Source organism: Actinomadura sp. NPDC048032, from assembly GCF_040653175.1.
GTDB lineage: Bacteria > Actinomycetota > Actinomycetes > Streptosporangiales > Streptosporangiaceae > Spirillospora > Spirillospora verrucosospora.
On record NZ_JBEZJP010000052.1, the window covers coordinates 1 to 14,149 of the forward strand.

Here is a 14,149-nt window from a genome sequence, read left to right on the forward strand (position 1 = left end):
GCATCTCGCCCGGATTCGACCAGCCGTTCTCGGCCATACTGCCGGAGCGTCTCCAGCAGCCGAGACCGGACCCGGCCCGCCCGTTCGACGCGCCGGCCGTCCCGGTGATGCTCCTGACCTGCCTCCCGCTCGCCGTGCGCCGGCGCTGGCCGGCCATCAGCGTCGTCCTCGTGTCGCTCGGGTTCGCCGCCGACCAGCTCCGCGCCTACCACTCGTTCACGGGCAGCGCCCTGGCGTTCGCGCTGGTGAGCGCGGGCGCCCACCTGGAGCGCCGCCGGTACGCCGTCGCGGGCGTCCTCTCCGCGGCGTACGTGGCGCTGGCGGTGGCGCTCGACCGGATCGGCTCCCCCGAAGGCCTGGACGGCTTCGTCACGTTCTACCTGGGGGCCGTCTTCGCGTGGGGCGTCGGAGCGTGGCTGCGCTCCACCCGGGCCGTCGAGTCGGAACGGCGCCGCCGCGTCGCCGAGGCCACCCGCGCGGCCGAACGCACCCGCATCGCCCGCGAGCTCCACGACGTCGTGACCCACCACGTGACGGCGATGGTCGTCCAGGCGGAGGCGGCGAAGTACCTGACCGCCGCCCCCGACCGCCTCGACGAGACGCTGAGCGCCGTCGGCGACACCGGCAGGCGGGCCATCGCCGACCTGCGGCACCTGCTCGACCTGCTCAACCCCGACCACGGGACGGACGCGAGGATGCCGTCCGTCGGGGAGCTCCCCGCGCTCGTGGAGCAGACGCGCCGGGCCGGGCAGCCGATCGAGTTCACCGCGGCGGGCGAGCCGGCGGAGACGACCGGCAGCGCCGAGGTCGTGGCCTACCGGGTCGTTCAGGAGTCCCTGACGAACGCCCTCAAGTACGCCCGCGGCAGCCGTACCGTGGTCCGGGTGCAGTACCGCGACAAGGAGATCAGCGTGGAGGTCGGCACCGACCCTTCCGGGGCGCCGACCGCGCCCCCGGGCGGGAGCGGGCGGGGGCTCGCCGGGCTCCGCGACCGGGTCGGCGCCCTCGGCGGCGACTTCACCGCGGACCCGCGGCCGGACGGCGGCTTCGTCGTGCGGGCCCGCATCCCTTCGGGGAGCCCTTCGTGAGCGCGCCGGTGCGGGTCCTGGTCGCCGACGACCAGGCGCTGATCCGCACCGGGTTCGCGACCATCATCGACGCGCAGCCCGACCTGGAGGTGGTGGGCGAGTGCGGCGACGGCCGCGCCGCCGTCGACCTCGCCCGCCGGCTCGCCCCGGACATGGTGGTGATGGACGTCCGGATGCCGGTCCTCGACGGCATCGGGGCGACCCGCATGCTGGCCGGAGCCGGGGTGACCGACCCCGTGAAGGTGCTCGTGGTGACCACGTTCAACCTGGACGAGTACGTGTACCAGGCGCTGCGCGCGGGGGCGAGCGGCTTCCTGCTCAAGGACGCCCCGCCGGCGCAGCTGCTGCACGGCATCAGGACCGTCGCCGCCGGCGCCGCGCTGCTGGCCCCCGAGGTGACGCGGCAGCTGGTCGGCAGGTACGCGGCGCGGATCCGTCCCGCCGAGGAGACGCCGGCGGACGGCGCGCTGACCCCGCGCGAGATGGAGGTGCTGCGCCTCATGGCCGACGGCATGTCCAACAGCGAGATCGCCGCGACTCTCGTGCTCAGCCAGGAGACCGTCAAGACGTACGTCTCCCGCATCCTCACCAAGCTCGACCTGCGCGACCGCGTCCAGGCGGTCGTCTACGCCTACCGCCGGGGCCTGGTGACCTGAACCGGGCGTCCCGGCCCTCGGCCGCGGGAGCGCAGGCGGCCGGCCCGGGAGCCGACGGTGCGGGCCGTGGGCTCGGGACGGCGGTGCGCCCGGTTCAGGACCGGTAGATCCCTCGCTCGACGGAGGGTGAAGACCGCTCGCTCCGGCGATTCGCCGGAAGACCGGGCGCCTCAGGATGAGTGACGTCCCGCCGGGCAGGCCGAAGCCCCGGCGATCACTCTGGAGTTGGGGATTCATGATGAACCGTCTTGCGGCCATGCTCGCGGTGCCCGCGCTCACCTTCACCTACGGCCTGTTCCGGATCGCGGACGGGTCGGACGGCGAGCGAGGCCCCGGCGTCGCCTGGACCCTCGGTCATCTGGCGTTCTGCTCGGCGCTGGTGCTGTTCGCGGTGGTGTTCCGCTGGCTCGGGGGACTCGCCCCGTCGGGCGACCGCGTCGCGGCGGGGGCGCGGTGGACGGCGACTGCCGGAGCGGCCGTCCTTCTGGTGCAGTTCGCGATCGACCTGGTGGCGGGGGCGGTGTCCGCGAACCACCTGGAGATGTCCCGGTTCACGGAGCGGGTTTCGCAAGTGCCCGGCGTGGCACCGGTCGTCTACGACTTCGGCCCGTACCTCTTCTACGTGGGGATGCTCGCCCTCATCGTCCGGCTGGCCGCGGTCCGGGTGATCAAGCCGTGGACGGTGCTCCTCGTCCTCGCCGACCTGGTGATGCCGCTGGCCGACAAGGACCTGATCCCGGTCGGGGCGCTGCTACTGTCCGTCTCCTTCGCGCAGATCGCGCGGGTGATGGAGTCGCGGCAGGCCGCCTCCGGGACGGCGGACGGCCGCGGCGCGGGGCCGTCCCCGGCGGTGGCCGGTGCGCGCTGACGCGTCCGGAGGAGTTGTGACCTGGAGAGACGTGGGCGCGCGGGCGGTCCGGGTACGGGGGCGGTTTCGCTCCCTGCCCCCACGCGCCGTCGACGGCGGGCTCGCGGTCCTCGTGGCCGCCGCCCAGCTCTGGCCCTTCGCCGCGCGGGCCGGCGTAGGCGGGCCGTGGAGCGGGTGGGGCGTCCTGGTCGTACTGGGCTCGGCGGCGCCGCTGTACTGGCGGCGGAAGCACCCGGTGCCGGTACTGATGGTGAGCCTCGCGGCGACCAGCGGCTACGACTATGTCAGCCACGTGCCGTCCCAGCCGGTCTGGTACGCCGCCCTGGTAGCGATCCACTCGGTCGCCGAGCGGTCGGGGCGGTGGGTCCGTCATACGGTGGTCGTGACGACCGTACTCGGCAGCTTCGTCCTCGCGTCCTCCGAATCCGGGCTGCGGATGAGCGTGCTGTGCGTCGCCGCCTACGCGCTGGGCAGGGCGGCCGCCTCCGGCCGGGTCCACGCCGAACGGCTGGAACGCGAGCGTCAGGCGGAGGCCGAGAAGGCCGCACTCGCCGAACGCGCCAGGATCGCCCGGGACATGCACGACATCCTGTCCCACGCGGTGAGCCTGATGGTCGTGCAGGCCGAGGCCGGACCCGTCGTCCTGGCCACGGACCCGGCTCGCGCCGAGCGCGCCTTCGACGCCATCGCGGGTGCGGGACGCGACGCGATGGCGCAGCTCAGAGGGATCCTAGAGGTGCTCGATCCGGACCGGGCCCCGGGGCCCGAGCGCGCCCCTCAGCCCACCCTCGCCGACCTGCCGGTGCTGACCGCCGGCTCGGGCCTCACGGTCGAGTTCACGCAGACCGACGGCTCGGGGCCGACCGTCGGGTATCCGCTGCCCGGCGGGGCCGGCCAACGTCCGCTCGCCCCGCACGTGGAGACCGCCGCCTTCCGCATCGCCCAGGAGGCGTTGACCAATATCGTCAGGCATGCGGGCACCGACCGTGCCCGGCTTCACCTCCACTGGCAGGAAGACCGAGGCATCGTGCAGCTCGACATCACCGACGACGGCGCGGCCGCCGGGCGGCGGCCCGCCCGCTCCCTGCCGTCCGGCGGCCACGGCCTGATCAACATCCGGGAGCGCGCGCGTTCGTGCGGCGGAACCGCCGAATGCGGGCCCCGGACCGACGGCCCCGGCTTCCGGGTCCGCGCCCGCCTGCCGCTCCTGCCTCCGTCGTGAGCGGCGGTACGGCGGCGGAGCCGCTGCGCGTGGTCGTCGCCGACGACCAGGAACTGGTCCGGGCCGGTTTCGCGATGATCCTGGACGCCCAGCCGGACATCGAGGTCGTCGCGGAGGCCGCCGACGGCTCGGAGGCGATCACGGCGGTACGCGCCCACGCCCCGGACGTCGCGCTGCTCGACATCCGCATGCCGGGCATGGACGGCCTCACCGCCACCGCCGAGGTCTGCGCCGGCACCGCCACCCGCGTGATCATCCTGACCACCTTCGACCTCGACGCGTACGTGTTCGAGGCGCTGCGCGCGGGTGCGAGCGGCTTCCTCCTCAAGGACGTCCGGCGCGACGATCTCGCCCACGCCGTCCGGGTCGTCGCGGGCGGCGAGTCCCTCCTCTCGCCGTCCGTCACCAGCAGGCTCATCGCCCACTGCACCAGCGCGTCCGCGACGGTGCCGCCGCTTCCCGACCCGCGCTTCGACTCCCTGACCTCACGCGAGGCCGAGACCCTGCGCCTGCTCGCCCGCGGCCTCACCAATCCGGAGATCGCCGCGACCATGGTCATCAGCGAGCACACCGTGAAGACCCACGTCAGCAGCGTCCTCGCCAAGCTCGGCCTCCGTGACCGCATCCAGGCGGTGATCGCAGCCTATGAGGCGGGCCTGGTGGTACCGGGCCGAGCGGAGTCCTCGGCGAGTCTGCGGCGGCGGAATTCTCGCGGGGTTTCGCCGTAGCGGCTTTTGAAGGCCGAGGAGAACCACGTGGACGTGAGGCCGGCGCGGGCGGCGATGTCGCTGATGCCGACGTCGCTCTGGGCCGGGTCCTGGAGGGCGTCCCGGGCGGCTCGGAGCGTTTCCTCGTTGCGCAGGTCGCGGTAGGTGGTGCCGGTCTGGTGGAGGGCGTTGCGCAGGTGGCGTGGCGACCAGCCGAGCGCCCGGGCCACGGCGGTGAGCGGGAGCTTCCCGGTGCCGAGACGGTTCCGCACGTGCTCGCGGACGAGTTGCGCGACGTCGGTGAGGTGGGCTTCCGGCGGGCGCGCGTCCCTGAGAGCGATCATGCAGAACAGTTCGGTCATCCGATCGCAGACCGCGTGGAACTCGTGGGCGGACAGGTTGTCCTGTTCGGCGTGCGTGCTCTCGATCAGGGTGCTGAGGATGCGGCCGAGACCGGTGTTCAGGTCGAGGACGAGCCGCAGCGGTGCCGGCGAGCTGATGTGGTTGTCGAGTTCGGAGCGCGGAACCTGGAACGCGTACGCACGGGACTGCGGTACCGAGAGCCAGCAGGACTCGTCCATGCCCATCACGGAGGCGTGCCCCGGCGGGGTCTGCGTTTCCTCCTGGCCGTGCCTCACGGTGTAGACGCCGCTGCGCGGCACCACGATCCAGTACTGCTCGTCGCCAGGGACGTTGCGGACGTGCGAGGGCGTCCGGACGGCGATCCGGTCCCCGTGTTGGTCCCAGTGCAGCAGCCGGTAGCCGCCGCTCTCCTGGGCGGTGAGGTCCGCGCGCCAGCTCCCCGGATTCCGGAAGCGGTGGTCCATCGGGAGGATGCTGTCGCTGAGGTCGCGCCAGGCGTCGGTGTCGTCGGTGGTCCAGGAGTGGAACTGCATGGGCCTACCTCCGCTGTGAGCCCGCACATGCCCGGTAACCCAACGTCCCCGCACGGTCGCTGTCAAGCCCTCTCGGGGCCCGCCGAACCTCTGTTTTCGTGCCGTCCGACTTCTGGTTCGGGGCAGGATCCGCCTGCGGATCTGTCCGGTGGACCCGCGCCCGGAGATACTCGGGGCCCGGCCGCTGACGGCGGGTGTCAGACGAAGGGAATCCGTTGACGATGAGCCTGCCCGCGTTCCCTGCTCTCGACGAGAACCCACTCGACACCTGCATCCGGCTCCGGGAGATCGCGCCTGTGGTCGAGGTGGCGTTCCCCGGCGGCGTGCCGGCCTACCTGGCGCTGACCCACAGGGCCGCGCGTGAGATCCTCGCCGGGGACAACAGGACCTTCGCGCGCGACCCCAAGCACTGGCCGGCCCTGCACGACGGATCGATCCCCGAGGACTGGCCGCTGCGCGCCATCGTCCAGGGCGACCACCTGTCCACCAAGGACGGTGACGATCACCGGCGGCTGCGGGGCCTGGTCGGCAAGGCGTTCACCCCCGGCCGGGTGCGGGAGATGGAGCCGCGGATCCAGGAGCTCGTCGACTCGCTGCTGGACGACGTGGTGGCGGCCGGGGACGGCGTCGACCTGGTGCCCGCCTTCACCGAGGCGCTGCCGATGGCGGTGATCTGCGAGCTGTTCGGCGTGCCGGAGCCGGACCGGGCCCGGCTGCGCGGGTGGACGGCCGCCCTGCTGGCGCACACCACCCCTCCGGAGGAGGCGTTCGAGACCCAGAAAGCGCTCATGGCGTACCTGTACGGACTGGCGGAGCGCAAGAGGCTGGACCCTGGCGACGACCTCACCTCCGGCCTGGTCAAGGCCCGTGATCGGGACGACAGGCTCACCACCGACGAACTGGTCGCCGTGCTGTGGCTGATGCTGGTCGCCGGCCACGAGACCACGGTCCACCTGCTGGGGCACGCCATCGCCGCGCTTTCCGCGCATCCCGACCAGCTGGCGTCGGCGGCGGCCGGGGACCGCTGGGGCGACGTGGTCGAGGAGACCCTGCGGTACCGCCACTCGGTGATGATGACCAGCTTCCGCTTCACGCTCACCGACGTGGTGATCGCGGACGTGGCCATCCCCAAGGGCAGCGCGGTCGGCGTCGTGTACCAGGCGAGCGGCCTCGATCCGGAGCGGTACGGAGAGACCGCGGACCGGTTCGACATCGACCGAGAGCAGGGCGACGGCCTCGGCTTCGGGCATGGCCCCCGCTACTGCATCGGCGCCCCGCTGGCCCGCCTGGAGAGCAGGCTCGCGCTGGCCTCGCTGTACCGGCGGCTGCCGGACCTCACCCTTGCGATCGACCCGGACGACATCCCCTACTCGCCGTCCTTCTTCACCGTGGGCCCGCTGTCGCTGCCCATCAACCTCGGCGCCGGCCCTCGCTGACCTCCCTGCCCCCCGCGAAACCGGGGAGCCGAGCCGTGGGAACGAGTGCGGCGTTCGTGATGCCTGAGAGACGCCGCGAGCGCCGTTGGTGCGGACTCCGTTCGCTCCGCTCGGACGCACCACCTCAAGCTTGGAGAACCTGGAGTGACACCCGTGAAGTCGACCGTGCACCTGTGCGGCAGCGTGCCGCTGGCCAATTCGGAGACCGTGTTCCGCGCGGTGGCGACCAAGCTCAACGGCCGTGTGCGGCGGATCCCGGACGGCGAGCCGGGTGAGCGGGACAACTGGGTCGTCTGGCAGCTGGCGAAACTCTCCGCGCACCCGGACCTGGAGACGGTGCCGCCACCCGGCCCGGAGTACGGGCCCTCCCTGCGCGTACGGCCGAAGCCCGGCGTCGATCCGGCGTCGGTGGCCTTCGGCCCGCTCGGGTACTCCGCGGCCGCGCTCGACTCGTGGCGGGTGTTCGCCCGCCTGCGCGCGGAGGGCGTCATCGCGCCGGACGTGCGTTTCCAGGTCAGCCTGCCGACACCGATCGCCGTGGTCGCCGCGTTCATCGGTGCGCGTCACGCGGAGCTCGAAGCCGCGTACGAGGCCCGGCTGCTGGCCGAACTGGAGGAGATCCTGGCCGTGGTCCCGCCCGCGGATCTGGCCGTCCAGTGGGACACCGCGGTCGAGTTCGCCGTCTTCGAAGGGGTCTATCCGGCCTGGTACGGCACGGACTATCCGTCCCGCCTGGCGGAGACCCTGACGCGCCTGGTCCGGCTCGGAAACGCCGTGCCGGACGAGGTCGAGCTGGGATACCACCTCTGCTACGGCGACTTCGAGCACAAGCATTTCGTCGAGCCCGCCGACACGTCCAAGCTCGTGGCCGTCGCCGAGGGCCTCGCCGAGGGGCTCGGGCGGCGCCTGGACTGGGTGCACATGCCGGTGCCGCGCGACCGTGCCGATGAGGCGTACTTCGCGCCGCTGTCGGGCTTGTCGCTGCCGGCGGAGACCACCCTGTTCCTCGGGCTCGTGCACGCCACGGACGGGCTCGACGGCGCCCGCGCCAGAATCGACGCGGCGCGCGGGGCGGTGAAGACGTTCGGCGTCGCCACCGAATGCGGCATGGGCCGGCGTCCGTCCGAACAGATCCCCGCCCTTCTCGACCTGCACGCGGCGGTGGCCGACCTCCTCTGACGGCATATCGTCGGCATATCGAAAACCCCATACGGCATGGCAACACCCCGCTGCCTTGACTGGCAGAATGCCATCACTACCACTCTCGACGCGAAAAGAATCCCGCGCACTTCTCCGGTACATCGGCATCGCCCTGGCAGTCGCCCTAGCCATGATCGCACCGGCGCTCGCCTATCAGTGGCAGAATTCCTCGTCCTCCTCTGCCCGGTCATTTCCGCCGTCCGCCGCCCCCTCCCCGGACGGCCCTCGTGACGACCGGAGAACCACGCCCGGCAAGATGCCCGCGCGCCGCGGACTCCCAGGGGCGATCGGCGAGGCCGACGGCGTCGTCCCGGACGGCGTGACCGTCTTCAACGACGCGTTCCCGGCCGTGACCAACCTGGATCCAGATCTCCTCAAGGCCCTTCGGCGGGCCGCGACGGACGCCGCGGGCGAGAGGACCACGTTCTACGTCAACAGCGGCTGGCGCTCCCCGGCGTACCAGAATCGACTTCTCCGCGAAGCGGTCTCCAAATACGGATCCGAGGAGGCGGCCGCCCGTTGGGTGGCCACCGCGGCGAAATCGCTTCACGTGAAAGGAAAGGCCGTCGACATCGGACGGTCCGACGCCGCGAAATGGCTGTCGAGACACGGGGCGCAGTACGGATTGTGCCAGGTCTACGCCAACGAACCCTGGCACTACGAACTGCGCGCCGATGCGGCCGAGCACGGGTGCCCGCGGATGTACGCCGACCCCACCCAGGACCCGCGGACCCGGTAGCGACCGAGGTTGCTTCCACAGGCGCGCTCCCGGTTGACGTCCGCAACGGCTAACCGCTATCTATTGGCTAGCCGTTAGGGGTGATGCATGCAGGACGCGGTGCTGGCGCTGCTCGCAAAGGAACCGTCGCACGGGTACCGCCTGCGCGAACGGCTGCGGCGCGCGCTCGGACCGCTCGGCGAGTCGATGAACGCGGGCCAGATCTACGTGACCCTGGCACGGCTGGAGAAGGCGGGACTGGTCGTCTGCGAACGGACCGGCGGGGCGCCGGACCGACCGGACCGCAAGATCTACGCGCTGACGCCGGACGGGCAGCGGCGCGTGGCCGCCTGGGTGGCCGAGGTGAGCTGGCCCAAGCCGAATCTCGCCGAGTTCCATCTCAAGCTCGCCGCCGCCGCGGCGGCGCGGCTCGCCGATCCGGTGGAGCTGGTGGACGCCCATCGCCGCGAGCTGCTGCGGCGCCTGGGCGACGTGCAGCGCGCGGCGCTGGCCGAGCCGGACGGCTCGACCTCCGGCCTGCTCCTGGAGGGGGTCGCACTGCGGTTGCAGGCGGACCTGCGCTGGCTGGCGGCCTGCGAGCGCGTCTGGTCGAGAACCGAGAACGAATCCGGGGATGCATGAACGAGTGCGGCGCCGTGGTGCGGGTCCGCGGCCTCAGCAAGGAGCACGGACAGGGGCCGGGCCTTGTCCGGGCTGTCGATGAAATCGACCTGGACGTCCCGGCGGGGCAGGCGCTGGCGGTGACGGGGCCGAGTGGCTGCGGGAAGTCCACACTCCTGCACATTCTGGGCGGCCTGGAGCGGCCGACCCGCGGGGAGGCGTGGCTGGCCGGGCGGCGGATCGACGTGCTGAGCGAGCGGGCCCTGGCCCGGCTGCGGCGCCGGTCGGTGGGCTTCGTCTTCCAGGCCTTCCACCTGGTGGAGGAGCTGTCCGCGGCGGAGAACGTGGAGCTGCCCGCACTCCTGGCCGGGCACTCGCCGCGCGCGGCCCGGCGCCGCGCGGCCGCCCTGCTGGAGCAGATGGGGCTCGCAGACCGCGCCCGGCATCTGCCCTGGCAGCTGTCGGGCGGGCAGCGCCAGCGGGTGGCCATCGCCCGCGCGTTGGCGAACGACCCGCTGGTCCTGCTGGCCGACGAGCCGACCGGGAACCTGGACACCACGGCGACACTCGACGTGCTGAGGCTGTTCGACGACCTGCGCGCCGCGGGCCAGACGCTGGTGATCGTCACGCACGACGAGCGGGTCGCGGCCACCGCGGACCGGCTCATCTCGATGCGGGACGGGACGTTCGTCGACGACACCCGGCTGGCGGGGCGCGGCGGGCGCCTCGGCGGGCTGATCGAACTGGGGGACTGAACGCCGTGGGGCGCATCCTCCTCGTCGTCCGCCTCGTCGTGGCCGACGTCCGCCGCAATCCCGCGCAGGCCGCGATCCTCCTCGTCTCGATCATCGCCGCCACCGCCGCGCTGAGCCTGGGCCGATCGGTGGACGGCGCAACGGAGACCCTCTACCGGCAGACACGGGCGGCCACGGCCGGACCGGACGTGGTCGCGTATTCACCGGACACCAGCCCGACCACCATCGACGCCCTGAAGTCGTTGGAGGACGCGCCCGGCGTGGTCGCGCACAGCGGGCCGTACCGCGAGTACTACACGAAGCTCACGGCGCACGGCTCCACGGGAGCCGCGGTGGTGCAGGTCGCGGATCCGACGCCGGGCCCGATCGACCGCCCGCTGGTGACATCGGGCGGTTGGGTCCGTCCCGGCGGCGTCGTCGTCGAACGCGGCTTCGCCACCGCTCTGGGCGTCCGCGTGGGTGACGACGCCACCGTCGCCGGCCGCTCGCTGCCCATCGTCGGGATCGCCGTGACCGCGTCCCACGCGGTGTACCCGTGGGCGCCGGGGATCGGTCCGGGCGGGGGGCCGAGCGACGGCGGCGGTCTGGTCTGGATGACCGAACGGGACGCCCGTCCCCTGGCGTCGCCCGAGGTGCCGGTGACCTCCCTCATCAACCTGAGGCTGCGGGATCCCGGCTCGGCCTGGACGTTCACCAGGCACGACCCCGCCGTAGGTCCGGCGCCCACCGACACCTTGGTGAACATCAGGGCCTGGCAGCACATAGCCGAGCAGGACTCGGTCATGCTGCGGGACAGCCAGCCGATCCTGGTCATCGGGAGCTGGCTGCTCAGCTTCCTGGCCATCGGCGGCGTGGCCACGCTGGCCGCGGGACGCGCCGCCGAACAGACCCGCCGCGTCGGGCTGCTCAAGGCGGTCGGCGCCACACCCGGCCTCATCGCCGCCGTCCTGTTCGCCGAGTACCTGTCCCTGGCGCTCCTCGCCGACGTCCTGGGCCTGGTCGTCGCACGGCTGATCGAGCCCGCCATCGTCAATCCCAGCGCCAGCCTGCTCACCGCCGCCACCGGGCCGGCCGGTGACACCATCGCGCTCACGACCATCGTCGCCCTGGCCGTGGCGGGTCTCACCACCCTCGGTCCGACCGTGCGGGCCCTGCGCACCGAGACCGTCGCCGCACTCGCCGACAGCGCCCGCCCGCCCCGGCACCGGGGCCTGCTGACCAGGGTGTCCGCGCTGCTGCCGACCCCGCTCCTGCTCGGGCTGCGCCTGGTCGCCCGCCGCCCGCGCCGCGCCGTCCTGCATGCCTGCAGCACCGCGGCCACCCTGGTCATGATCACGGGCCTGCTGGTGATCTACGCCCAGCCCGCGAAGGACCACCCGGGCTCCTCCATGGCGAACGATCTGCGGAACGCCCAGGAGCACCACGTGATCCTGGGGGTCACCGCCGCGCTGATCGTCCTCGCCGCCGTCAACGCCGTCACCATCACCTGGACCACGGCGCAGGAAGCCAGGCACACCATGGCCGTCGCGCGCACCCTCGGCGCCACGCCCGGGCAGATCACCGCCGGACTGTCCACCGCGCAGCTGCTGCCGACCCTGCCCGGCGCCCTAGCGGGCATCCTTATGGGCCTCCTGCTGTGCCTGCCCTTCAGCGCCCCGAACACGGTCTGGCCGCCCACGTGGTCGCTGCTCACCGCCGCGCTCGCCGCCCTCCCCGCGACGGCCGCGCTGACGGCCGTCCCCGCCCGCATCGCGGCCCGGCGATCGATAACGAGAACCCTCAACCCCGAAACGACATGACCGTCGGCACGTCGCACCTATGCCGCAACTGCGTCCCGAGCACGGCACGGCGCCAGTGGGCCACAATGCCGGTGTGACGCGGCTGCTCGATGATGGCGAACTGGCGAGATCGTCGGTCGTGGCGAACTGCACGATGAATCGCGAGCGGTCCCTCAGCGGCTCCAACGGTTACGGCAGAGAACTCGGCATGGACGTCCTGACCGAGATCAGCGCCCGCGCCATAGCCTCGCAACCCGTGCGGTGGCTGGACCTGTGCTGCGGGAGCGGACGGGCACCCGTCGAGGCGGCCTCCCGCCTGGCCGGTCGCGGCATGACGGGACAGGTCGAGATCACCGGTCTCGACCTCGTGGACCATTTCGTCCCGGGCTCCGTCCCCGCGATGCTGCGTCTGGTCAGCGGCTCGGTGGCCGACTGGGTCCCCGGCTGCCGCTTCGACCTGATCACGTGCGTGCACGGGCTGCACTACGTGGGCGACAAGCTCGGCGTCCTGAGCCGTATCGCGTCGTGGCTCACCGATCACGGCCGGTTCGTCGCCAACTTCGACGCCCGCTCCGTCCGCCGTGAGGACGGTGCCCCGGCAGGTCGTCGCCTCGCGGCCCAGTTGCGCGCGCAGGGGTTCGCCTACGACTCCGTCCGCCGCCGCATCTCCCGCGACGGGTACGGGCAGGTGCGGTTCCCCTACCGGTACCTCGGAGCCGATGACCAGGCCGGTCCGAACTACACCGGCCAAGCCGCCGTCGACTCCTTCTACGAGCCTCTGCGATGAAGCGTCCTACCCGGCTGGTACATCTTCGGGCATGCGTGCTGAGGAGTTCCTGCGTACGGTGCTCGCCTTGCCGGAGGTCACCGAGCGCGAGGCGTTCTCGGATCTGACCGGCTTCCGGGTCCGCGGCAAGGGATTCTGCTACCTCAACGAGAACGACGGCTTCGTCCTGCTCAAAGCCACCCGGGAGGAGCAGGCCGCCCTCGTCGCCGAAGCCCCCGGCACCTTCGCTCCGTCCTGGGCCAGCGGACGCTTCGCGTGGGTCGAGGTCCAATTGGCCACCGTCGACTCCGAGGAGCTGCGCGAACTGGTCACCGAAGCCTGGCGGCTCTCAGCCCCCAAACGCCTCGCCGCCACACTCCACACCTGAGCGCAAGCCCGTCCCCCTGGTCGCCTCGCCGGGGGCGGGTCGTCCGTCCCTTCAAATAGACATTGATGTCTGTTAGCGTGGGCACGCGCGCGCCGGGTGGGGTGCGCTCAAGCCGAGGTCGCTGGAGCGGGGATGGGGCTGGTCAGATCGATCGCCGTCGTGGTCGCCGCTGTGGTGGGGACGGGCCTGGTGGGGCCCGTCGCCTCGGCGAGCGGTCCGGAGTACTACCTCGCGCTCGGCGACTCGCTGTCCGTGGGCGTTCAGGCCGGGACGGGGCCGACCGATCAGGGCTACACCGACCGGCTCCATGCCGCGCTGGAGGCACGGAATCCTCGGCTCCAACTGGTGAAGCTCGGGTGTCCCGGGGAGACCACCACGACGATGCTTCAGGGCGGTATCTGCCGATACGCGGAGGGCTCCCAACTGAAGGCCGCCGAGGCCTTTCTGACGACGCACGCCGGCCACGTCCGGTACGTCACTCTCGACATCGGGGCCAACGACACCAACGGTTGCCTGCCCGGCGGGAGCGTCGACGCGGGTTGCGCGGTGCGGGGCGCCGGCTCGCTGGTCGCCAACCTGCCGCAGATCACCGCGCGATTGCGGGGCGCGGGAGGCGGCGGGCCCGCCTACGCCGCCATGAACTACTACAACCCCGGCCTGGCGTCCTGGGTGTCGGGCGGCAAGGCCGCCGCCCTCGCCTCCGTACCGGTCGTCGACACCTTCAACGCCTACGAGCACGGCGTCTACCTCGCCGCCGGATTCCGGGTCGCGGACGTCAACGGCGCCTTCGCCGGGCACGACCTCACCGAGGTGACGGCCCCTCCGTACGGCGCCGTCCCCCGGGGCGTGGCCCGGATCTGCACGTGGACGTACCAGTGCAGCGACGGCGACGGCCACGCGACCGCGGCGGGGTACCAGGAGATCGCCAATGCCTTTCTCAAGGTCGTTCCGGCAGTGCCCACCGAGCGGGCCGGCGTTCCCGGCACCGCCTGACCCCGCGGGGAGCGTCGATACCGCCACACCAGAAAGACATGGCCGTTCAGGTGAGTG

The 14,149-nt window shown here is 72.3% G+C and carries 15 protein-coding genes; 14 read left to right on the top strand and 1 reads right to left on the bottom strand.

Features of this window, described 5'->3' with window-relative positions; genetic code table 11:
* The first annotated feature begins 2 nt into the window (after positions 1-2).
* The 5 genes from AB0C69_RS10125 (at position 3) to AB0C69_RS10145 (ending at position 4,562) form a co-directional block, all read left to right on the top strand.
* Positions 3-1,088 (top strand): histidine kinase, encoded by a 1,086-nt coding sequence (locus tag AB0C69_RS10125; protein WP_360352178.1) that lies wholly within the window; start codon positions 3-5, stop codon positions 1,086-1,088.
* Positions 1,085-1,744 carry a response regulator transcription factor gene (locus AB0C69_RS10130; RefSeq protein ID WP_360352181.1) on the top strand — a complete coding sequence of 220 codons (660 nt, stop codon included), beginning with the start codon at positions 1,085-1,087 and terminating at the stop codon, positions 1,742-1,744. The genes AB0C69_RS10125 and AB0C69_RS10130 overlap by 4 nt, the downstream gene beginning before the upstream one ends.
* Positions 1,745-1,979: 235 nt before the next feature.
* A complete protein-coding gene (locus AB0C69_RS10135) occupies positions 1,980-2,612 on the top strand; it encodes a hypothetical protein (protein ID WP_345171519.1) in 633 nt (210 codons plus the stop codon).
* A 16-nt stretch (positions 2,613-2,628) separates the two neighbouring features.
* Complete coding sequence (locus AB0C69_RS10140) at positions 2,629-3,834, top strand: histidine kinase (RefSeq protein WP_360352186.1); 1,206 nt, start codon at positions 2,629-2,631, stop codon at positions 3,832-3,834.
* Positions 3,831-4,562, top strand: a complete 732-nt coding sequence (locus AB0C69_RS10145; protein ID WP_360352189.1) for a response regulator transcription factor — start codon at positions 3,831-3,833, stop codon at positions 4,560-4,562. The genes AB0C69_RS10140 and AB0C69_RS10145 overlap by 4 nt, the downstream gene beginning before the upstream one ends.
* Here AB0C69_RS10145 and AB0C69_RS10150 read toward each other — a convergent pair.
* Entirely contained in the window at positions 4,478-5,437 is a 960-nt protein-coding gene (locus AB0C69_RS10150; RefSeq protein WP_360352192.1) for an AraC family transcriptional regulator, read from the bottom strand. The two genes, AB0C69_RS10145 and AB0C69_RS10150, sit on opposite strands and share 85 nt — an antisense overlap.
* Before the next feature lie 221 nt (positions 5,438-5,658).
* Between AB0C69_RS10150 and AB0C69_RS10155 the strand changes: the two genes are divergently transcribed.
* From AB0C69_RS10155 to AB0C69_RS10195, 9 genes are all read left to right on the top strand, one after another.
* A complete protein-coding gene (locus tag AB0C69_RS10155; RefSeq protein ID WP_360352195.1) occupies positions 5,659-6,873 on the top strand; it encodes a cytochrome P450 in 1,215 nt (404 codons plus the stop codon).
* A gap of 153 nt (positions 6,874-7,026) precedes the next feature.
* Positions 7,027-8,052 carry a hypothetical protein gene (locus AB0C69_RS10160; RefSeq protein ID WP_360352198.1) on the top strand — a complete coding sequence of 342 codons (1,026 nt, stop codon included), beginning with the start codon at positions 7,027-7,029 and terminating at the stop codon, positions 8,050-8,052.
* 55 nt (positions 8,053-8,107) lie between these two features.
* Positions 8,108-8,812 (top strand): M15 family metallopeptidase, encoded by a 705-nt coding sequence (locus tag AB0C69_RS10165; protein ID WP_360352201.1) that lies wholly within the window; start codon positions 8,108-8,110, stop codon positions 8,810-8,812.
* Between the two features lie 87 nt (positions 8,813-8,899).
* On the top strand, positions 8,900-9,433 hold the full coding sequence (locus tag AB0C69_RS10170) for a PadR family transcriptional regulator (protein WP_345171531.1): 534 nt from the start codon (positions 8,900-8,902) through the stop codon (positions 9,431-9,433).
* Entirely contained in the window at positions 9,430-10,167 is a 738-nt protein-coding gene (locus AB0C69_RS10175) for an ABC transporter ATP-binding protein (protein ID WP_360352205.1), read from the top strand. The genes AB0C69_RS10170 and AB0C69_RS10175 overlap by 4 nt, the downstream gene beginning before the upstream one ends.
* Before the next feature lie 5 nt (positions 10,168-10,172).
* Positions 10,173-11,966, top strand: coding sequence for an FtsX-like permease family protein (locus AB0C69_RS10180; RefSeq protein WP_360352208.1), 1,794 nt, complete (start codon positions 10,173-10,175; stop codon positions 11,964-11,966).
* A 73-nt stretch (positions 11,967-12,039) separates the two neighbouring features.
* Positions 12,040-12,732 (top strand): methyltransferase domain-containing protein, encoded by a 693-nt coding sequence (locus tag AB0C69_RS10185; protein WP_360352211.1) that lies wholly within the window; start codon positions 12,040-12,042, stop codon positions 12,730-12,732.
* A 31-nt stretch (positions 12,733-12,763) separates the two neighbouring features.
* A complete protein-coding gene (locus AB0C69_RS10190; RefSeq protein WP_360352214.1) occupies positions 12,764-13,099 on the top strand; it encodes an MmcQ/YjbR family DNA-binding protein in 336 nt (111 codons plus the stop codon).
* Positions 13,100-13,231: 132 nt separating this feature from the next.
* Complete coding sequence (locus AB0C69_RS10195; protein ID WP_360352217.1) at positions 13,232-14,092, top strand: SGNH/GDSL hydrolase family protein; 861 nt, start codon at positions 13,232-13,234, stop codon at positions 14,090-14,092.
* The last annotated feature ends 57 nt before the right edge of the window (positions 14,093-14,149 follow it).